Raw genomic sequence first — 17,840 nt, 5'->3', positions numbered from 1 at the left:
CGGGGGCCTCCGGGCGGCCGGCGAAGGCGCGGGCGGCGGGCCGGACGGTGCCCGGGGGAAGGGCTAGAGGATGGCGGCGATCTGGCCGAGGAGCGGCCGGTCGGCCGGCGGCATGGCCAGCCGGAACAGCGCCGGCACCGGCAGCCACTGCAGCCGCTGGCCTTCGCGGGCGGCCGGCACCCCCTGCCACTTCCTGAGCGCAAAGGCGAGGAGCACCACCCGCGCGCGATCATAGGCGTGGCTTGCGAAGCCGCAGGGCGCAAGGCAACTCTCAGCCGTCTGGATCCCGAGCTCCTCGGCCAGCTCGCGCACCAGGGCGGCTTCCGGGCTCTCTCCCGGCTCGACCTTGCCGCCGGGGAACTCCCACAGGCCCGCCATCTCCCGGCCCTCCGGACGCTCGGTGACCAGCACGCGGCCCTCGCCATCCACCAGCACGCCGCAGGCGACGAGGAGGAGCGGCAGGCCGGCCGTGCCCGCGGCGCCGGGGCAGCCGAGGTCGCCCGCCTCAGCCATTGACGATGAGCTTCAGCTTCTCGCCGGGGACCAGCGGGCGGTTCTCGATTCCGTTGAGCGCGAGGAAGCGCGCGAGCTGGTTGTCGGGGAAGGCCATCCGCCGCGCGAGCGACTGCACCGTGTCCCCGGGGCGGACCGTCACCACCTCGACCCGGAGGCCCCGGCCCACTGCCCTGGCTTCCTCACGCGAGAGGCGCCGGAACGAGGCGATGAGCGGGTCGAGCGTGGCAAGCCGCCCCGGCGGGGCCTGCGTTGCGAACAGGAAGGCGCCGTCACCGTCCCAGCGATAGACGGTGATGCCCGCATCAACGACGCCCTGCCGGCCCGAGACGCGGGCGCGCGTGTCGAGCGTCTCGAGCCCGTTCACCCGCGTGCGGTTCACCTGCACGTTGCCGGGAACCCCGCCGGCCACCTGCCGCCACGCATCGCGCGCGACATCGTCGAGCGTGCCCCCCGGGGGGATCCGCGTGCCGGAGAAGACGAACCGGCTGCCGTCCGGCCCCACGCCCTGCACGGCCGACGGGCTGTTCTGGAGCCGGAACCCGGCCGGCGCATCGAAGCCGAAGCCGAGCTTCGCGTGGCGGAAGCTCGACCCCGAGACGAGTCCCTGCTCGGGCGCATCGCCCCAGGTCATGCCGTCGATCGCGGCGAGAAAGGCGTCGCGGTTGCGCCGGCCGCTGCCGGGCGCCACCCCCGTCTCTGCGGCGAGCTTCTCGGCGCGCGCCACGCGCGCTTCGGTCAGCGGGTGGGTGGAAAACCAGGAGGCGCCGCGGTTGCGTTCGGCCGAGGTCCCGCGCTCCACGATCTGCGCGCGGCCGAGCGCGGCGAGCATCGAGGCGGTGGCGAAGGGGTCGTAGCCCAGCTGCGTCATGTAGCGGAGCCCGAGCGTGTCCGCCTCATACTCCTGCTTCTGCGAGAACTGGCCGAGCACGCCGGCGCCAAGCACCTGCGCGCCCGCGCCGACGAGGTCCGAGCCGGTAAGAACGGTCGCTGCGACTGCGCCGATGGTGGCAAGGGTCGCCCGGCGCTGCGACCTCGCCGAGTGGCGCGCGGCGACATGCCCGGCCTCATGCCCAAGCACCGAGGCGAGCTCCGCCTCGTCGTTCATCATCGCAAGGAGACCCCGGGTCACGTAGAGGTAGCCGCCCGGCGTCGCCATGGCATTGGGGATCGGGCTGTCGAGCACGGTGATGGTGTAGTCGCCGGGCCGCGTGCCGGGGGAGGCCACCTGCGCCACCCGCTGGCCCACCTGCCGGACATAGTCGGCAAGCGGCCCCTCGATGCTGCCGCCGAACTCGCGCAGGATCTGCTCCCTCACCCGCGCGCCCTGGGCCCGCTCCGCCGCCGAAAGGCCCGCCGGCTGCGCCTGCGCCGGCGGCACGGGGCCCGCCATCGCCGCGACGAGCGCGGCCGTCACCAGCGTCCGGATCCGTCTCATGTCCGCCGATACTCCAGTCGCCACACTGCATGCCCCAGCGCCCGCGCCTTGCGCGCGAAGCGGGTGTCTGGCCAGTCGTCCTTCACCGCCTCCCAGTCCTCCGGCTGCTCCGCCGTCCAGAGGAAGTCGCGGCGCTTCTGCATCTCGATCAGCACGTGGCGAAGATGCACCGGGTGGTCCGTCGCCACCCTGAACAGCCCGCCCGGCGCCAGCGCGCGGGACACCGCATCGAGCGGCTCCGGGTTGACGAACCGGCGCTTGGCGTGGCGGGCCTTCGGCCACGGGTCGGGGTGGAGGAGGTAGACGGCCACCAGGCTCGCCGGCGCCAGCCGCTCGAGCACGTCGAGCGCATCGCCCATGTGGACCCGGACGTTCGAAAGGCCGCGGTCCTCCACGTGCGACAGGAGCCCGGCCACGCCGTTCAGATAGGGCTCGCAGCCGATGAAGCCCACCTCCGGCGCCCGCGCCGCCTGGAAGGCGAGGTGCTCGCCCTTGCCGAACCCCACCTCGAGCGCGAGCGGCCGGGGCGCCCCGAACAGGCTGACCGAATCGAGCGGCCCCTCGGCGGGGACGGCAAGCCGGGGCAGCACCTCCGCCACCAGCCGCTCCGCCCGGGGCTTCAGCGCATGGCCCTTGCGCCGGCCGTGCAGCCGCCGCCCGCGAGCCGTGGCGGAAGGCGCGTCGGTGGAGGCGTCCGTCATCGCCTCCCGGCATAGCGGCGAACCGCCCCACCTTGCAAAATGGGGGAAGGCGGGCGCCGGTGCATGGCGTTAGGGACGCACGGGAGGGAGCTTGCCATGGCCGACCGCAACCCGTCCGACCTGCCGCGCTGCCCTGGCGTTTCGGCCGACGACATCCTGGCGCGCGACGATCCGCCCGTGCCGGCGAAGCTCCGCGCCGACAGCTGGCGCGACTTCGGCACTGCCCCGCTCTCCGCCTCGCGCTACACGTCGGCGGCCTTCTTCGAGGCGGAGAAGGCCCACATGTGGCCGCGCGTCTGGCAGATGGCGGCCCGCGACGAGGAGTTCCCCGAGCCGGGCGACGTCGTCGTCTACGACAACCTCGGCAAGTCGGTGCTGCTGGTGCGCCAGCCCGACCGTTCGGTCAGGGCCTTCTGGAACGTCTGCCTCCACCGCGGCCGGCGCCTCAGGACCGAGGCGGGCCACGCCGCCGACCTCCAGTGCCCCTTCCACGGCTTCACCTGGAACCTCGACGGCAGTCTCAGGGACATTCCCTGCCGCTGGGACTTTGCGCATCTTTCGGACGAGGCCATGCATCTCCCCGAGGTGCGCGCCGCGCACTGGGCGGGCTACTGGTTCGTGAACTGGGACGGCAAGGCCCCGCCGCTCGAGGACTATCTCGCGCCGCTCCCCGAGCTCTTCTCCCACTGGCAGCAGGAACGGAACTTCACGGCGATCTGGGTCGCAAAGGTCATTCGCGCCAACTGGAAGGTGGTCGCGGAAGCCTTCATGGAGGCGTTCCACAGCATCACCACCCACCCGCAGATCCTGCCGTTCACCGGCGACTCGAACAGCCGCTACTCCGTCTGGGGCGACCATGTGAGCCTGGCGCTCACCCCCTTCGGCGTGCCGAGTCCGCACCTCGGGGACATTCCCGAGGAGGCCATCCTCGAGGCCTTCTCGGGAGGTGCGGGCCGGACGACGGGCGAGGCGATGCCGCTCGAGCTCAGGCCCGGCATGACGGCGCGCCAGGCCATCGGCGCCCGCAACCGCCAAGCGCTGCGCGCCACCGGCTTCCCGGGCGCCGACCAGGCGTCCGACAGCGAACTCCTCGACGCCTGGACGTTCAACGTCTTCCCCAACCTCTCGCCCTGGGGCGGCTACCAGACCAACATTGTCTACCGCTGGCGCCCCTGGCCCGACCAGCACGCGACGCTCATGGAAGTGCGGATCCTCGCCAAGGCCCCCGAAGGCCAGCCGGTGCCGCGCGCAGCCGAGATGCTGTTCCTGAAGGACGACGAGCCCTGGTCCTCGGTCACGGCCTGGGGCCGGCTCGGCGGCGTGTTCGACCAGGACATGGGAAACCTCCCGCACGTCCAGGAAGGGCTCATCTCCTCGCCCAATGACCGGGTCGAGCTCGGCCGCTACCAGGAAAGCCGGATCCGCCACCTCCACGCCACCCTCGACACGTATCTCGAGGGCCGCGTCTAGCGGGTCGGGTCCGCCGCGCCGGCCGGACGCGCCGGCCCGGTCAGCGCCTGCGCTCGGTGAGCGCCTGCCAGACGGCGAGCACGATCATCGCGCCCACGACCGAGCCGATGAGCCCGGCCGTCTGGCCCTCGCCGTAGAGGCCGAGCTGCTGGCCGATCCAGGTGAACAGGGCCGCGCCCACGACGCCGAGCACGGTCGTTGCAAGACAGCCGGAGGGGTTCTTCGGGTCGCGCGCGAAGAAGCGGGCGATGAGCCCGGCGACGAAGCCGATGACGATGGTCCAGATCCAGCTGCCCATGGGCCGACCCTCCTGCGGTGTGCGTAGCCCCTAGCCGCCGAAGGTGCGCTGCCACCAGCCCCGCCGCGGTGGCGGCGCGGCCGGTGCCGCCGGTGCGGGGGCTGGCTCGACCGCAGCAGCGGGCGCGGGCGGGGGTGCGCTCGCCTCCGCTGCAGCCACGGGTTCGGGCGCCGCTGCCGGTGCCGGCGGGGCCTCGGGTGCTGGCCCGGCCCCGGCGTCGGCGACTTCGGCGACCGGCTGGGGTTCCGGCTCGGCCGCGGCCTTGCGGCTGCGCCGCCGCGGCGCCGGCACGTCGCCGGAGGCGGTCGCCTCGCCCTCCGTGGCTCCCGCCGGCTTGCGCCCGCGCCGCGGCCGCTGGGTCGCTTCGGCCGGCTCCGCCGCGGCGCCTGACGCCGCGTCCGCCTCGGCCTCGGCCGGCGCGACCGGCGCCGCCACCCGGCCGCGGCCGCGACGCCCCGGCCTCGGCGCGGCAGGCGCGGGCTCGGCGCCGGCGTCGTGGGCAGGTTCCGCTTCGTCTGCGGGCGCTGGCGCCGGCTCCGAAGGCTCCGGAACGTGGGCCTCGTCGGCCTCCCCTTCCGCCCCGGCCTCCGCCGGCTGGGGTGCGGGCGCCATGGCGACGCCCCCCTCGCCTTCCTGCCGGTTGCGTCGGCCGCGGCCGCCGCGCCGTCGCCTGCGCTTCTTCCGGCCTTCGGCACGACCCGTCTCGCCCCCGCCCGGCGCGGCCTGCCCGTCGCCTGCGGCATCGGGCGTCGCGGCGGTCTCCTCCTCGTCGCGCGCCTCGTCCGCCTCGTCCGCGTCCTCGGCGTCGACGTCGGCAGCCGGCGCCGGCGCGGGAAGCGCCTGGCTCAGCGGCGCATGGGCCGGGGGCGGCCCGCTGCCCTCGACGGCAAGGCGCGCGCCGGCGAGCGTGGCATCCGGCACCACCTCCACGCCAATGCCGTAGCGGCCCTCGAGCTCCGCCAGTTCCCGGCGCTTGCGGTTGAGGATGTAGACGGCGACCGCCGGGTCGGCGCGCAGGCGGAACTGGCTCGCCCGGCCCTTGACCGCCTCCTCCTCGACGAGGCGCAGCGCCGAGAGCGCCGCCGAACTCTCGGTTCTCACGAGGCCCGAGCCGCCGCAGTGCGGGCAGGGCTCCGTCGAGGCCTCGAGCACGCCGGTGCGCAGCCGCTGGCGGCTCATCTCGAGGAGGCCGAAGGGCGAGATCCGGCCCACCTGCACCCGCGCCCGGTCGGCCTTCAGCGCTTCCTTCAGCGCCTTCTCCACCTTCCGGTTGTTGGCGCCGACCTCCATGTCGATGAAGTCGACGACGATGAGGCCGGCCATGTCGCGCAGGCGCAGCTGCCGGGCGATCTCCTCGGCCGCCTCGATGTTGGTCTTGAGCGCGGTCTCCTCGATGTTGTGCTCGCGCGTCGCCCGGCCGGAATTGACGTCGACGGCGACCAGCGCCTCGGTCTGCGAGATCACCATGTAGCCGCCCGACTTCAGCTGGACGACCGGGTTCATCATCGCCGCGAGCTGACCTTCCACGCCAGCACGCAGGAACAGCGGCACCGGGTCGGAATAGTGCTGCACCTTCTTCGCGTGGCTCGGCATGAGCAGCTTCATGAAGGCGCGCGCCTGCCGGTAGCCGGCCTCGCCATCCACCAGCACCTCGTCGATCTCGCGCGTGTAGATGTCGCGGATCGCCCGCTTGATGAGGTCGTTGTCCTCGTAGATGAGGGTGGGCGCCGTCGAGGCGAGCGTCTTCTCGCGGATCTCGTCCCAGAGCCGCGTCAGATAGTCGAAGTCGCGGCGGATCTCGGCCTTGGTGCGCGAGAGCCCGGCCGTGCGGATGATGGCGCCCATCGTCGGCGGCAGTTTCAGCTCGGCGATCACCGACTTCAGCCGCTTGCGGTCGGCGGCGTTGGCGATCTTGCGGCTGATCCCGCCGCCTTGCGCGGTGTTGGGCATGAGGACGCCGTAGCGCCCGGCGAGCGAGATGTAGGTGGTGAGTGCTGCGCCCTTGTTGCCGCGCTCTTCCTTCACCACCTGCACCAGCATCACCTGCCGGCGGCGGATGACGTCCTGGATCTTGTAGCGCCGCCGAAGCTGCATCCGCCGCCGCCGGAGCGCATCGGCTGCCGCCTCGTCGGAGGCGCCGTGCTCCTCGGGCCGCCCGTTCGCCTCGCTCTCCTCCCCCTCGCCCGCGCCGTTCGCGTCGCCGGCGCCGTTGTCCGCGCCGGCCTCCTCGGCCAGCTTCTCCTCCTCGCGAAGCAGCGCCTCGCGGTCTTCCTTGGGGATCTGGTAGTAGTCGGGGTGGATCTCCGAGAAGGCGAGGAAGCCGTGCCGGTTCCCGCCGTAGTCGATGAAGGCCGCCTGGAGCGAGGGCTCGACCCGCGTCACCTTGGCAAGGTAGATATTGCCCTTGATCTGCTTGCGGCTGGCCGCCTCGAAATCGAACTCCTCAATGCGGTTGCCCCGGACGACCGCGACCCGGGTCTCCTCCGGGTGGCGGGCGTCGATCAGCATGCGTGTGGTCATCAGAATGTCTCCGGGTGCGCAGGGCAGGGCCGCTGCGCCTCATGTGGCGGGCAGGGCAGAGCGCCCCGCCGGTGATCGCAAGCGGGCGGACGGCGCCGGGGGGTCCGGCTCGCTCCAGGGCGCGAGGGCCCCGGCCGGACAGCGCGCGCACACCATGCCGCACCACCTGCCGCCCGACCCTGACCTTCGCCCTTTCGAGATGCGCCATCCGTTCCAAGCCTCGCTTCCCCGTGCCCGGCGCCGTGCCGGAGGGGAAGCGGGGAAAGGTCCGAGCCATGCGGAGGATGCCGAGAGCGCGGACCCGCAGGTCCCCGACCGCGCTGCTAGCAGGGCAGGAAAAGCTCGGCAAGAAGCGCTTCCGAAACGCCTAAACGCCGAGTCTCCCCCGCCGTTTTGGGAGGGCATGAACATCCTCGGCTCCCTTGGCGCCGGCTCGGGCATCGACATGGCCACCCTGGTCAGGGATCTCGTCCGCGCCCAGCGCGAGCCGCAGGCGGCCCTTCTCCAGCGCCGGCAGGAGCGCGTGGAGGCGCGCATTTCCGCGCTCGGCCAGTTCCGCTCCGCGCTCGATGCGCTGAACACGGCACTCGTCCAGCGGGTGCAGGCGGGAAGCGTCTCGGCCGTCCCCCGCGTGTCCGACCCGACGGTCATGAGCCTCAGGGTTGCCCCCGGCACCACGCTTGCCCCGCAGACCGTCGAGGTTCGCGCGGTCGCCGCCGCCCAGGTGCTCGCCTCCGCGTCCCGAGCCGATCCGGCCGCGCCCGTCGGCCAGGGGACGCTCACCTTCCGCTTCGGCACGGTCGACGGCACCGGTCCTGCGACCGGCTTCACGCCTTCCGCCACGCCCGACCTCGTCGTCACCATCGGCCCGGCGGACGACAGCCTGACCGGCCTCAGGGACGCGATCAACGCCGCCGCGCGCGCTGCGAACGCGCCAGTGACGGCCAGCATCCTGACCGATGTCGACGGCTCGCGGCTGGTGCTGCGCGGCACCACCGGGCTTGCCTCCGGCTTCCTCGTGGAAGCGAGCGGAGACCCCGCGCTCGAGGCCTTCGCCTTCACCGTCGGCGGCGGGGATCTTGCGCGCAACGCCCGCGCGGCCGACGCCGAGCTCGTCGTCGATGGCGTGACGCTGCGGCGGCCGTCGAACCAGGTCTCCGATCTTCTCGACGGCGCCACCCTCAGCCTGCTGCGCGCGGCCCCCGGCGCTCCGGTCACGGTCTCGGCCGAGCGCTCGGCAAGCGAGCTTGCCGCCGTCGTCCGCGACTTCGCCGGCGCGCTCTCCGAGCTTCTGGGCATCGGCCGCGAACTCTCCCGCGGCGAGACGGCAACCGCAAGCGCCGGAGCGCTCGTTGCCGACTCGACCACCCGGCGCGTGCTCCAGTCGCTGACCGGGCTCACCACCCGCCCGCTCGTCACGCCCGACGGCGATGCGCCGACGCGGCTTGCCGAGCTTGGCCTCCGGCTGACGCGCGAGGGCACGGTGCAGGTCGACGAGGCGCGCCTCCAGCGCATGGTGGCCGACCACCCTGCCGCCGTCGAGCGGATGGTCCGCGCGCTTGCCGACCAGGGGAGCCTCCTCACGCCGGGCGGGCCGCTGCGCCAGCTCGGAGTCCAGCTTGCCGTCGCGGTCAACGGCCGCCCCGGCCAGCCCACCGCGCTCGCCCGCGAGGCGCAGGCGATCGCCCGCGCCCGCGCCGAGCTCGATTCGCGGATGGAACGGCTCGAGGCTGCGCTCACCCGGCAGTTCGCCGGCGTGGACACCGCCGTCGGCCGGACCCGCGCCACCCAGACCTTCCTCCAGCAGCAGATCGACCTCTGGCGCGCGAACCGCGACCGCTGATCGCCCGACATGAAGGACCCGAACCATGCCCCTCCCCGCCGCCGACCAGCTCCTCCGCTCCCGCCCCCACGCCCTTGAGGGCGACCGGACCGCCGCCCTCCGGCACTATCGCTCGGTCACCCTCGAGGCCCGGGTCGCGGCCGCATCTCCGCACGAGCTCGTGATGATGCTCTTCGACCGGCTGATCGCCCTGCTGCGCGAGGCGCGCGATGCCGCGGCCAAGGCCGAGGCGGTGCGGCGCGTCCGCGCGACCGAGCGCGCGCTCGCCATCGTCGACGGGCTCGATTCCACGCTCGATCGTGCGCGCGGCGGCGAGGTGGCCGAGGCGCTCGCGCGCGCCTACGCCATGCTCCGCGCCCAGCTCCTGGACGGAAGCCCGGGGGCGCTGGCCTCGGCGAGCTTCGCCGCCGAGGAGATCGCATCCGCCTGGCGGGCCATCGGCCGGCCGCGCGCCTGACGGCCCGGCTCAGGCTTCGCCGAGTTCCGCAGGCGCGATCCCGAGCGCCTCGAGCAGCGCCCGGCGCGCGGCGCGGCACTGGTCCATGAGGTCGGGGTTGCCGAGCTCTTCGGGCGCGATCCGCTCGGGCCACCAGCGCGCGACCACCCCTTCGAGCCGGTCAAGCGTCGCCGCGTCAAGGCGGAAGCGCGGGTCGACCGCGGCAAGCGCCGTCTCCGACAGCTGGACCCGGAGGCGGAGGCAGGCCGGGCCGCCGCCGTTGCGCATCGACTCGCGAAGGTCGAGCACGTGGAGCGCCTGGATGGGGTTGGCATTGTCGGCAACGACCCGCTGAAGCCAGCGCCACACCCGGGGGGTCTCCTCGGCCTCCTTCGGCAGCACCAGCGCCATGCCGTCGCTAACCGTCAGCAGCGAGGCGTTGAAGACGTAGGAGCCGACCGCCTCCTCGAGGCTGATCTCGTCCGCCGGCGCCTCGACAAGGCAGAAGCCCGGCACGCGCGCGGCAAGCGCCGCAACAAGCGCGTCGCGGTCGGCAAAGGCCTCAGCGTGGGCAAGCAGCACTGGCCCGTTCGCCACCGCCACCACGTCGTTGTGGAAGGCGCCCGCCTCGATCGCGGCGTCCGCCTGGGCGACATGGAGGGCAGCGGCAACGCCGTGCCGGCGCGCGACCGCCTTCGAGGCCCTGACGTCCTGCCGCGCGGGGAACCGGCCGCCGGCGTTCACGCCGTGGACGAACACCTCGACTCCGGGCGCCTCGTGGGCGGGCGCGAGGCGCAGGTGGTTGGCCGCGCCCTCGTCGCCGAAGCTCGGCGGAACGGGCCCGTGCACGGCGAAGTGGCGCCGGTCGGCGAAGGCAAGGCGGAGCTGGGCGAGCGTTGCAGGCCATTCCTGCGCGCGGTGCGCCATGGTCGCGAGGTTGGCGACCGAGAGGTGGGTGCGGCCGTCGGCGGTGTCAGCCGCAGGGCTCACGGTGGCGGCGTTCGCCGTCCACATCGGCGAGGCCGACCAGGCGACGGCGACGAGCGCCGGGTCCTCGGCATGGGCGGCCTTCAGCACCTCGGCATCCGTGCCGGCGAAGCCCATGGCGCGGAGCAGGCCGAGGTTCGGCCGTTCGTGCGGCAGGAGCAGGCCCTGCGGCAGCCCGAGCCCCAGCACCAGCCGCATCTTGGCCAGGCCCTGGAGCGCGGCAGCGCGGGGCGAAGACACGGCACCGGCGTTCCGGGTGGCGGCGAGGTTGCCGAGGCTCAGGCCCGCATAGTTGTGGCTGGGGCCGACGAGGCCGTCGAGCTGCAGTTCCGGCATCAGTCGAGCCCCGTGGCAAGGGGGGCGTGCGGGCGCGTGCCCTCGATCCCGGCAACCGGGAAGGCGCAGTAGTCGGCGGCGTAGAAGGCCGACGGGCGGTGGTTGCCGGACCAGCCGACGCCGCCGAAGGGCGCGGAGGAGGCGGCGCCGTTGGTCGGCCGGTTCCAGTTGACGACTCCTGCCCGGCTTTCCGCCCAGAAACGGTCGAACAGGGTGCGGTCCCCGCCCAGAAGCGCCGCGGCCAGGCCGAAGCGGGTTGCGTTCGCCTGCGCCATCGCCGCGGCGAAGTCGCGCACGCGGATCACCTGGAGCGCGGGCCCGAAGATCTCCTCGTCGGGCGCGGCATGGCCGGTCGTGTCGACGATGCCCGGGGTGAGGAAGGGGAGGGCGGGGTCGGGGCGGCACATCGGCAGCAGCACCCGACCGGGGAGCGCGGCGAAGGCGGCCTCGACGCGCGCGGCCGCGCGCCCGTCGATGAGGGGCCCCATGAACGGCTGCGGCTCGGCGAACGGCGGGCCGATCCGCATCCGCTCGACGAGGGCAAGCACCCGCTCGACGAGCGCCTCGCCAGGGCCCTCCGCGACGATGAGCCGGCGCGCGCAGGTGCAGCGCTGGCCGGCCGAGAGGAAGGCGGACTGGACGACGACCCGGGCCGCAGCGTCGAGATCGGCCTCGGCGACGTCCCAGGCGACGAGCGGGTTGTTGCCGCCCATCTCGAGCGCGAGGATCCGGTGCGGGGTTTCGGCGAATCGGCGGGTGAGCGCAGCGCCGGTCGCGGCCGAACCGGTGAAGAGCAGGCCGTCGATGTCGGCAGCGGCAAGCGCCGCGCCGGTCTCGCCACCCCCCTGCACCACTTCGAGGAGGCCGGCGGGAAGTCCCGCCGCGGCGAACAGCGCGGCAAGCTTCTCCCCCGTCGCCGGGGTCAGCTCCGAGGGCTTGAACACGACCGCGTTGCCCGCCAGCAGCGCCGGCACGATGTGGCCGTTGGGCAGGTGCGCCGGGAAGTTGTAGGGGCCGAGCACGGCAAGCACTCCGTGGGGCTTGTGGCGCACGGCCTGCATGGCGCCCGCCGGGTCGGCAGCGAAGGGCCGTTCGGTGGTGCCGGTGCGCACGCCATAGGCCTCGATCGAGATGGCGACCTTGGCGGCCACGCTCGCGGCCTCGCCCTTCGCTTCCCAGAAGGGTTTGCCCGTCTCCTCGGCGATGGTGCGGGCGAGGTCTTCGGTGCGGGCGGTGACCAGCTCGGCGAAGCGGCGGAGGAGCCCGGCGCGCTCGGCAAGCGGCGTGCGCGCCCAGGCCGGCTGGGCCGCGCGGGCGCGGGCCACGGCTTCGGCGACGGCCGAGGGGCCTGCGACCGGCCCTTCCCAGAGCAGCGTGCCGTCGTGCGGGCGGATGCTCCGCAGCAGCTCAGAAGGGGGCATGGATCACCTCCTCGCCCGCTCGGGCGCCGGCCGCCGCCGGCAGCCGGACCGTGCCGGCCGTAGTCTCGGCCGGGAGCGCCATCACCCGGAAGCCCGCGCGCCGGCCGAACCCGACGAGCCCGCAACGGGCATCCGCCGGCGGCGCTCCGGCCTCGACTTCGAGGCACCGGGCAAGCGCGACGGTGCGGATGCGGTCGGTCTCGACGTCGAGCGTCGGCCCGCCGTCGAAGATGTCGACATAGGCGTTGAAACGGAAGCCCTCGGCCTCGAGCATCCGCCGGGCCGCCCGGCCGTCGGGGTGCTCGACGCCGAGCACGGCGGCCGCGCTTTCAGGCAGCAGCGCCTCGTAGACCGGATACTTGGGCATGAGATCGGCGATGAACTGGTTGCCGTGCAGGCTGTTGAACCGGTCCGCCTCGACGAAGCCCATGCCGAAGAAGCGGCCGGCAAGCCCGTCCCAGAAGGGGGACGAGCCGTCCTCGCGGATCACGCCCCTGAGCTCGGCGAGGCAGCGGTCCGCCACCCGGGCGCGGTGGCGGGCCATGAAGAGGTAGCGTGAGCGGGCGAGGAGGCGGCCGAGCCCGCCGGCCCGGAGATCGGGGGCGAGGAACAGCCCGCCCACTTCGCTCGCGCCGTCGAAGTCGTTGACGAGGTGGAGCACGCGGGTGCGGAAGGTGCGGCCAAGCTCCCGGCTCTTCAGCGCGATCGTCGTGATCTTGTAGGAATAGAAGGGCCAGTCGGTGCCCACTTCGCCGAAGATGGCGGCCGTGCCGCCCACCCGGCCGCTGTGCCGGTGTTCGAGCACGAGCATGGTGAGCCCGGTGCGCGCAGCAGCATCGTCGGCCGCAAGCGTCGCCTCCGAGCGGGCAAGGCGCGCGGCAAGCGCGGCCTCGTCCTGCGGCAGGTTGGTGAAGCCACCACCGGTCATCTGCGCAAGCGCAACAAGCGCGGGCAGGTCGTCCGCCCGCGCGGTGCGCACCTGCCAGTCCTCGAGCGAGACGTCCGCCATGGGCGGCGTCTTGCCGCAAGCTGCGGCGTGCGTGTAGCGAATTCCTGCGGCTCCCGCCGCAGGATCTGCGGCGAACGCCCGCTGCTCTGCAAGGATGCCCGGAAGATGCCCTGCGCATGACCCTCGACCGGATCGACCGGCGAATCATCGCCATCCTCGAGCGCGAGGGCCGCATCACCAATGCCGCGCTTGCCGAGCGCGTGGCGCTCTCCCCGTCGGCGTGCCTCGCCCGCGTCCGGCGGCTGGAGCGGGCGGGCGTCATCACCGGTTATGGCGCCCGGGTAGACGCGGCACGGCTCGGCCCGGGCCTCACGCTCATGGCCGAGGTCACGCTCGCGCGCCACGAGCCGGCGGACTTCCGGCAGGTGGAGGCTCTGTTCCTGGCCGAGCCCCAGGTGCTCGAGGCCGCCGAGATCAGCGGCCGGTCCGACTATCTGTTGCGGGTCCGCGTCGGCGGCATGGAGGAGTGGCGCGCGCTTGCGGCGTCATGGACGGCCTCGGCGCCGATCGCGCGGATCACCTCGCAGGTGGTGATGCACGAGACCAAGCGCTTCGAAGGTCATCCGCCGCCCGCTCCGCCCGCCCCTCCCCCCGGGGGCCGTTGAGCGCGAGAAAGCGCCAGTTGAGGATGGCCGCCAGCGTTACCCACGCGTGGTAGGGCACCATGAGCCAGGCGGCGATCTGGTCGAAGCGCGCGAAGGCGATCGTGACGGCGAGGATGGAGAGCCAGAAGACGACCACCTCGGCCATCGCAAGGTCGATGCGCTTCCGCCCGAAGAACAGCCACGACCAGGCGGCATTCAGCACGAGGTGGACGGCATAGAGCAGGAGCGCGCCGCGCGCCGCCGTGCCGCCTGCCTCCCACACCCGCCAGGCGGCCACCGCCATCAGCACGTAGAGGAGGCCCCAGACGGCCGGGAAAGCCCAGTTCGGCGGGGTCAGCAGCGGTTTCTCGAGGCCCGCATACCAGGCGCCGGGGCGGAAGATGGCCCCCGTCGAGGCCGCGACCAGCACGGCACCGAGCGAGATCGCGAGCGCAGCAAGCGAGGCGCCATCGAACATGCCCAAGATATGGGGTGCCGCCCGGCCGGTGCCAGGGGCGCCGGGCAGGGCCGCGGCAGTCCGCCGCCCTCAGGCGCTTCCGGGCGGCAGCCCGTCGCGGGCAAGGCGCATGAGGGTGAGGGCAGCAAGGCGTGCCCGCTCGGCGAGGCTCTCGGTCAACAGGAACTCGTCGGCCGAATGGATGGCACCACCCCGAACCCCCATGGTGTCGACCACGGGGAGGCCAGCCGCAGCGAGATTGTTCCCGTCGCACACGCCGCCCGAGGGCTTCCAGCCGATCGCAAGCCCGAGGTCGGCGCCCGCCTCGCGCACCAGGGCGAAGAGGCGCAGCTGGTGCGGGTCGAGCGGCTTCGGCGGGCGGGCGAAGCTGCCGTGGCGGTGCGCTGCCACCTCGTGCGCGGCGGCCACCTCGGCGATGGCGGAATCCATGGCGGCAAGGGCCCGCGCCTCGGCGTCCCGGGTCGCCGGGCGGAGGTTGACCCGCAGCACCGCCGAGGCCGGCACGATGTTGTTCGGTCCGCCGCCGTCGATCCGCGCGACGTTGACCTTCAGGTCAGGGGCCGCAAGCCGTGCCAGCCGGAGCGCGAGGTCGGCGGCGGCGAGCACGGCGTTGCGGCCCTTCTCGGGTTCGCGGCCCGCATGGGCCGCCCGGCCGGCAAGATGGATCGAGAAGTTGCCCGAGCCCGGCCGGTCGCCGGCGAGCGTGCCGTCAGGCAGCGCCGGCTCGAAGGTGAGCGCGCACGCGACACGCGCGGCGCATTCGGCAAGAAGCGGCGCAGAGCCGGGGGAGGAGACCTCCTCGTCGGCGTTGAGCACCACCTCCCAGCCGAGCGCCTCGGCCCACGGGCTCGCCTCGAAGGCGGCGAGTGCCGCGCGCATCACCGCGATGCCCCCCTTCATGTCGGCAACGCCCGGCCCGTTCAGCACGCCCGGCTCAAGCCAGCGGACCTCCTGGAACGGGTGGTCCGCGCCGAACACCGTGTCGTAATGGCCGGTGAGCAGCACCCGCAGCGCCGCCTGGGGCCGCGTCGAGAGGTGCAGGTTGCGGCCATGGAGGAGGGGCACCACCTCGCCGCCTGCCAGCATCTGGGTGGCGGGCGCGGGGTCGCGGAAGGAGACGGGCCCCAGCGGCGCGAAGGCCTCGGCCAGAAGCTGCGCCATGCGCGCGAGCCCTTCGAGGTTGCGGCTGCCGGAGTTGACCGGCGCCCAAGCGAGCACGTCGGCAAGGAGGGCGTCGCCGTCGATCGTGGCAAGCGCTGCCTCTTCTTCGGCCCGAAGGCTCATGCACCCGGCTCCAGCCTGCGCCCGGGCGCGATCTCCGCCGGGTCGAGGCGGCAGTGGAGAAGGGCCGGCCGCGCGTCGAGCGCCGCCAGCGCGCGTTCGAGCGCAGGTGCGAACGCCGCCGTGTCCTCGACCGTCTCCGCGTGGAGGCCGAAGCTTCGCGCAAGCGCTGCGAAATCCGGGTTGGTGAGCGCCGTTGCCACCGGCCGCCCCGGATAGTGCCTGGCCTGGTGCATGCGGATGGTGCCATACTGGCCATTGTCCATCACCACGAAGAGCACGCGCGCGCCCTCGTGCATGGCAGTTGCCAGTTCGCCCGCGGCCATCAGGACATCGCCGTCTCCGGCCACGCAGGCAACGGGCCGCCCTGGCGCGACGAGGGCTGCGGCGATCGCTGCCGGCACGCCGTAGCCCATCGCCCCCGAGACGGGGGCAAGCTGCGTGCCAACGCGGCGGTGAAGGGTGAAGCGATGCACCCAGGCGGCGAAGTTGCCGGCGCCGTTGCAGACGATGGCATGCGGGCCGAGCCGCTCGCCGAGCAGGCGCACGACCTCGGCCGGGTTCACGCCGGCGGCAACGGCCGTGGGCGCGATCCACGCGGCGTGAAGGGCGGCAAGCCGCGCCACCCACGCGGGCCGCCTGGCGGGCGGAAGCGTGGCAAGCGCCGCCAGCATGGGCCCTGGCGCTGCGTGGATCGCAAGGCGCGGCTGCCACACCCGCCCGAGCGCGTCGGGGTCCGCGCAGGCGTGGACCAGCGCGCGGGATGCGAAGGCGTCATCGAGAAGGTCATAGCCCTGCGTCTCGTTCTCGGTGAGGCGCGCGCCCACCACGAGGAGCAGGTCGGCCTCGCGCACGGCAGCGACCAGCGCCGGGTTGGCGCCGAGGCCGAGTTCCCCGGCATAGTGGGGGTGGCGGTTGTCGAACCGGTCCTTGCGCCGCCAGGCGGTCACCACGGGAAGCCCCAGCCGCTCGGCGACGGCCTCGGCGGCCAGCCGATCGGCTTCGCGCCAGCCGGGCCCGCCGAGGAGCAGCACCGGCCGCTTGGCGGAGGCCAGCAGGGCTGCGAGCGTGGCAAGCGCCTCTGCCGACGGCGCCGGGGGCTCCACGGCCGCCGGGGGTGCCGCGGCAGCATCGCTGGGGAGCGCCAGCCGGTCGTCGGGCAGGACAACGACCACCGGCCCGGGCCGGCCGGACATGGCGCAGGCGAGGGCGGCGGCCACCTGCTCGCCGGCGCGGGCCGGCTCGCGCAAGGTGACCACGCGCTTTGCCACCGAGCCGAACAGGCGATGATAGTCCATCTCCTGGAAGGCCTCGCGGCCGACGCAATCGTCGCCGACCTGGCCGATGAGGAGAAGGAGCGGGGTCGAATCCTGCTGGGCGGTGTGGAGGCCGATGGCGGCGTGGGTCGCACCGGGTCCGCGGGTGACGAGGGCGACGCCGGGCCGTCCCGCGAGCTTGCCGGCGGCCTCGGCCATGTGGGCTGCGGCGGCCTCGTGGCGGCAGGTGACGAGCCGCAGCGGCATGTCGCGCAGGGCATCGAGGAGGGGAAGATAGCTTTCGCCCGGCACGCAGAAGGCGTGGGTGATGCCGGCTGCCACGAGGCTTTCGGCGATGACCGAGGCGAGGGTGCGCGCCATGCGCCCCCATGGCCGGGGTTGCGCGGGGGCTGCAACCCCTCTAGCGGGCTGGGGCTGCGCCGGAGCGGTGGCCGAGTGGTCGAAGGCGCTCGCCTGGAAAGTGAGTATGGGTCAAAAGCCCATCGAGGGTTCGAATCCCTCCCGCTCCGCCATCCGTTCTTTCCCGCCGCGTTTCAGCCCGTCTCACGCTGTCTCTAACACGTTGGCGGGGCTTGCATTTCTCCTCTCCCCGGTACCTCATGCAATCCGGCGCCGTCCCGCCAAGCCTCGCGTTCGCGGTGGGACGCATGGTGGGAGAGGAGCGGCTGGCGGGAAAGCTCACGGCGAAGCAGGTGGCGGGCCTGACGGCCCCCGGGCGCTACACCGACGGCGACGGCCTCATGCTCGTGGTGGACCGGGCCGGCCGGCGCTACTGGCGGCTGCGCTACCGCATCGACGGCAGGCGCCGCGACCTCTCGTTCGGGCCCGAGCGGCTGGTGTCGCTGCGCGAGGCCCGCGAGGCGGCAGCTGCAGCGCGTCAGCAGATCCGCGCAGGGGTCGACCCCCTCGCCAGCCGCAAGGCAGCCGCGGTTGCGGGCATCACCTTCGCTGAGGCCGCGCGCAAGGTGCACGCCGAGCACCGGACAGGCTGGCGCAACGGCAAGCACTGCGACCAGTGGTTACGCACGCTCGAGACCCACGCCTTCCCGCGGATCGGCAACCGGCCGGTGGCGTCGCTCAACCGGGCCGACATGGCCGAGGTTCTCGCGCCCCTGTGGCTCGCGCGGCCCGAGACGGCGCGCCGGGTGCTGCAGCGGATGCGCGCCGTCATCAGCTGGGCGGTGGGGCAGGACATCCGGGCGGAGGGGATCGACTTCGAGATCGTGCGCCGGGCGCTGCCGCGGCAGC

Annotated in this window: 16 protein-coding genes and 1 tRNA gene; 6 read left to right on the top strand and 11 right to left on the bottom strand. The window is 73.7% G+C overall.

Annotated elements, in window-relative coordinates; genetic code table 11:
• Positions 1 to 63: 63 nt before the first annotated feature.
• The 3 genes from H3H34_RS04700 to trmB are packed head-to-tail and all read right to left on the bottom strand — an operon-like array spanning position 64 to position 2,652.
• The gene (locus H3H34_RS04700; protein WP_207790802.1) at positions 64 to 513 is read right to left on the bottom strand and encodes a (deoxy)nucleoside triphosphate pyrophosphohydrolase; all 450 of its coding nucleotides are present in this window, start codon (positions 511 to 513) and stop codon (positions 64 to 66) included.
• Entirely contained in the window at positions 506 to 1,951 is a 1,446-nt protein-coding gene (locus tag H3H34_RS04695; protein ID WP_194744142.1) for a M48 family metalloprotease, read from the bottom strand. The genes H3H34_RS04700 and H3H34_RS04695 overlap by 8 nt, the downstream gene beginning before the upstream one ends.
• A complete protein-coding gene (trmB, locus tag H3H34_RS04690; protein WP_194744141.1) occupies positions 1,948 to 2,652 on the bottom strand; it encodes a tRNA (guanine(46)-N(7))-methyltransferase TrmB in 705 nt (234 codons plus the stop codon). The genes H3H34_RS04695 and trmB overlap by 4 nt, the downstream gene beginning before the upstream one ends.
• A gap of 96 nt (positions 2,653 to 2,748) precedes the next feature.
• Here trmB and H3H34_RS04685 point away from each other — a divergent pair, with 96 nt between their 5' ends.
• The gene (locus H3H34_RS04685; protein ID WP_194744140.1) at positions 2,749 to 4,122 is read left to right on the top strand and encodes an aromatic ring-hydroxylating oxygenase subunit alpha; all 1,374 of its coding nucleotides are present in this window, start codon (positions 2,749 to 2,751) and stop codon (positions 4,120 to 4,122) included.
• Between the two features lie 40 nt (positions 4,123 to 4,162).
• On the opposite strand, the gene H3H34_RS04680 is transcribed toward H3H34_RS04685, so the two are convergent.
• On the bottom strand, positions 4,163 to 4,420 hold the full coding sequence (locus H3H34_RS04680) for a GlsB/YeaQ/YmgE family stress response membrane protein (RefSeq protein ID WP_194744139.1): 258 nt from the start codon (positions 4,418 to 4,420) through the stop codon (positions 4,163 to 4,165).
• A gap of 30 nt (positions 4,421 to 4,450) precedes the next feature.
• Entirely contained in the window at positions 4,451 to 6,940 is a 2,490-nt protein-coding gene (locus H3H34_RS04675) for an Rne/Rng family ribonuclease (protein WP_194744138.1), read from the bottom strand.
• A 403-nt stretch (positions 6,941 to 7,343) separates the two neighbouring features.
• On the opposite strand from H3H34_RS04675, the gene fliD reads away from it, so the two are divergent.
• Both fliD and H3H34_RS04665 read left to right on the top strand, forming a co-directional pair.
• Positions 7,344 to 8,783, top strand: a complete 1,440-nt coding sequence (gene fliD, locus H3H34_RS04670; protein ID WP_194744137.1) for a flagellar filament capping protein FliD — start codon at positions 7,344 to 7,346, stop codon at positions 8,781 to 8,783.
• 25 nt (positions 8,784 to 8,808) lie between these two features.
• Entirely contained in the window at positions 8,809 to 9,240 is a 432-nt protein-coding gene (locus tag H3H34_RS04665; protein ID WP_194744136.1) for a flagellar export chaperone FliS, read from the top strand.
• A 9-nt stretch (positions 9,241 to 9,249) separates the two neighbouring features.
• Here H3H34_RS04665 and H3H34_RS04660 read toward each other — a convergent pair whose 3' ends face one another.
• From H3H34_RS04660 to H3H34_RS04650, 3 genes are read right to left on the bottom strand one after another with little or no spacing between them, the layout of a single operon-like run.
• Positions 9,250 to 10,542 carry an N-succinylarginine dihydrolase gene (locus H3H34_RS04660; protein ID WP_194744135.1) on the bottom strand — a complete coding sequence of 431 codons (1,293 nt, stop codon included), beginning with the start codon at positions 10,540 to 10,542 and terminating at the stop codon, positions 9,250 to 9,252.
• Entirely contained in the window at positions 10,542 to 11,963 is a 1,422-nt protein-coding gene (gene astD, locus H3H34_RS04655) for a succinylglutamate-semialdehyde dehydrogenase (RefSeq protein WP_194751866.1), read from the bottom strand. Before astD ends, H3H34_RS04660 begins: the two co-directional genes overlap by 1 nt.
• Entirely contained in the window at positions 11,950 to 12,972 is a 1,023-nt protein-coding gene (locus H3H34_RS04650) for an arginine N-succinyltransferase (RefSeq protein ID WP_194744133.1), read from the bottom strand. Before H3H34_RS04650 ends, astD begins: the two co-directional genes overlap by 14 nt.
• 116 nt (positions 12,973 to 13,088) lie before the next feature.
• On the opposite strand from H3H34_RS04650, the gene H3H34_RS13835 reads away from it, so the two are divergent.
• Complete coding sequence (locus H3H34_RS13835) at positions 13,089 to 13,577, top strand: Lrp/AsnC family transcriptional regulator (protein ID WP_194744132.1); 489 nt, start codon at positions 13,089 to 13,091, stop codon at positions 13,575 to 13,577.
• Here the strand turns inward: H3H34_RS13835 and H3H34_RS04640 are convergent.
• The 3 genes from H3H34_RS04640 to H3H34_RS04630 all read right to left on the bottom strand — a co-directional run bounded on the left by H3H34_RS04640 (position 13,489) and on the right by H3H34_RS04630 (position 16,952).
• On the bottom strand, positions 13,489 to 14,034 hold the full coding sequence (locus H3H34_RS04640) for a TspO/MBR family protein (protein WP_194744131.1): 546 nt from the start codon (positions 14,032 to 14,034) through the stop codon (positions 13,489 to 13,491). The genes H3H34_RS13835 and H3H34_RS04640 overlap by 89 nt on opposite strands.
• Before the next feature lie 69 nt (positions 14,035 to 14,103).
• Positions 14,104 to 15,318 carry a hydrolase gene (locus tag H3H34_RS04635; RefSeq protein ID WP_194744130.1) on the bottom strand — a complete coding sequence of 405 codons (1,215 nt, stop codon included), beginning with the start codon at positions 15,316 to 15,318 and terminating at the stop codon, positions 14,104 to 14,106.
• Complete coding sequence (locus H3H34_RS04630) at positions 15,315 to 16,952, bottom strand: thiamine pyrophosphate-dependent enzyme (protein ID WP_194744129.1); 1,638 nt, start codon at positions 16,950 to 16,952, stop codon at positions 15,315 to 15,317. Before H3H34_RS04630 ends, H3H34_RS04635 begins: the two co-directional genes overlap by 4 nt.
• A 61-nt stretch (positions 16,953 to 17,013) precedes the next feature.
• On the opposite strand from H3H34_RS04630, the gene H3H34_RS04625 reads away from it, so the two are divergent.
• Positions 17,014 to 17,104, top strand: a tRNA-Ser gene (locus tag H3H34_RS04625).
• 135 nt (positions 17,105 to 17,239) lie between these two features.
• Positions 17,240 to 17,840 (top strand): tyrosine-type recombinase/integrase (locus H3H34_RS04620; RefSeq protein ID WP_207790801.1); only part of this gene is annotated, 601 nt, incomplete at its 3' end.

This window comes from Thermaurantiacus tibetensis, from assembly GCF_015354055.1.
Taxonomy (GTDB): Bacteria; Pseudomonadota; Alphaproteobacteria; order Sphingomonadales; family Sphingomonadaceae; genus Thermaurantiacus; species Thermaurantiacus tibetensis.
The sequence above is the reverse complement of the archived record's forward strand: the minus strand, read 5'-3'. Positions and strand labels throughout refer to the sequence as shown.

What these genes read in the sequence shown, in the direction of transcription:
- H3H34_RS04700 (WP_207790802.1), bottom strand. Translation starts at nt 513, where the DNA reads ATGGCTGAGGCGGGCGACCTCGGCTGCCCCGGCGCCGCGGGCACGGCC.
- H3H34_RS04695 (WP_194744142.1), bottom strand. Translation starts at nt 1,951, where the DNA reads ATGAGACGGATCCGGACGCTGGTGACGGCCGCGCTCGTCGCGGCGATG.
- trmB (WP_194744141.1), bottom strand. Translation starts at nt 2,652, where the DNA reads ATGACGGACGCCTCCACCGACGCGCCTTCCGCCACGGCTCGCGGGCGG.
- H3H34_RS04685 (WP_194744140.1), top strand. Translation starts at nt 2,749, where the DNA reads ATGGCCGACCGCAACCCGTCCGACCTGCCGCGCTGCCCTGGCGTTTCG.
- H3H34_RS04680 (WP_194744139.1), bottom strand. Translation starts at nt 4,420, where the DNA reads ATGGGCAGCTGGATCTGGACCATCGTCATCGGCTTCGTCGCCGGGCTC.
- H3H34_RS04675 (WP_194744138.1), bottom strand. Translation starts at nt 6,940, where the DNA reads ATGACCACACGCATGCTGATCGACGCCCGCCACCCGGAGGAGACCCGG.
- fliD (WP_194744137.1), top strand. Translation starts at nt 7,344, where the DNA reads ATGAACATCCTCGGCTCCCTTGGCGCCGGCTCGGGCATCGACATGGCC.
- H3H34_RS04665 (WP_194744136.1), top strand. Translation starts at nt 8,809, where the DNA reads ATGCCCCTCCCCGCCGCCGACCAGCTCCTCCGCTCCCGCCCCCACGCC.
- H3H34_RS04660 (WP_194744135.1), bottom strand. Translation starts at nt 10,542, where the DNA reads ATGCCGGAACTGCAGCTCGACGGCCTCGTCGGCCCCAGCCACAACTAT.
- astD (WP_194751866.1), bottom strand. Translation starts at nt 11,963, where the DNA reads ATGCCCCCTTCTGAGCTGCTGCGGAGCATCCGCCCGCACGACGGCACG.
- H3H34_RS04650 (WP_194744133.1), bottom strand. Translation starts at nt 12,972, where the DNA reads ATGGCGGACGTCTCGCTCGAGGACTGGCAGGTGCGCACCGCGCGGGCG.
- H3H34_RS13835 (WP_194744132.1), top strand. Translation starts at nt 13,089, where the DNA reads ATGACCCTCGACCGGATCGACCGGCGAATCATCGCCATCCTCGAGCGC.
- H3H34_RS04640 (WP_194744131.1), bottom strand. Translation starts at nt 14,034, where the DNA reads ATGTTCGATGGCGCCTCGCTTGCTGCGCTCGCGATCTCGCTCGGTGCC.
- H3H34_RS04635 (WP_194744130.1), bottom strand. Translation starts at nt 15,318, where the DNA reads ATGAGCCTTCGGGCCGAAGAAGAGGCAGCGCTTGCCACGATCGACGGC.
- H3H34_RS04630 (WP_194744129.1), bottom strand. Translation starts at nt 16,952, where the DNA reads ATGGCGCGCACCCTCGCCTCGGTCATCGCCGAAAGCCTCGTGGCAGCC.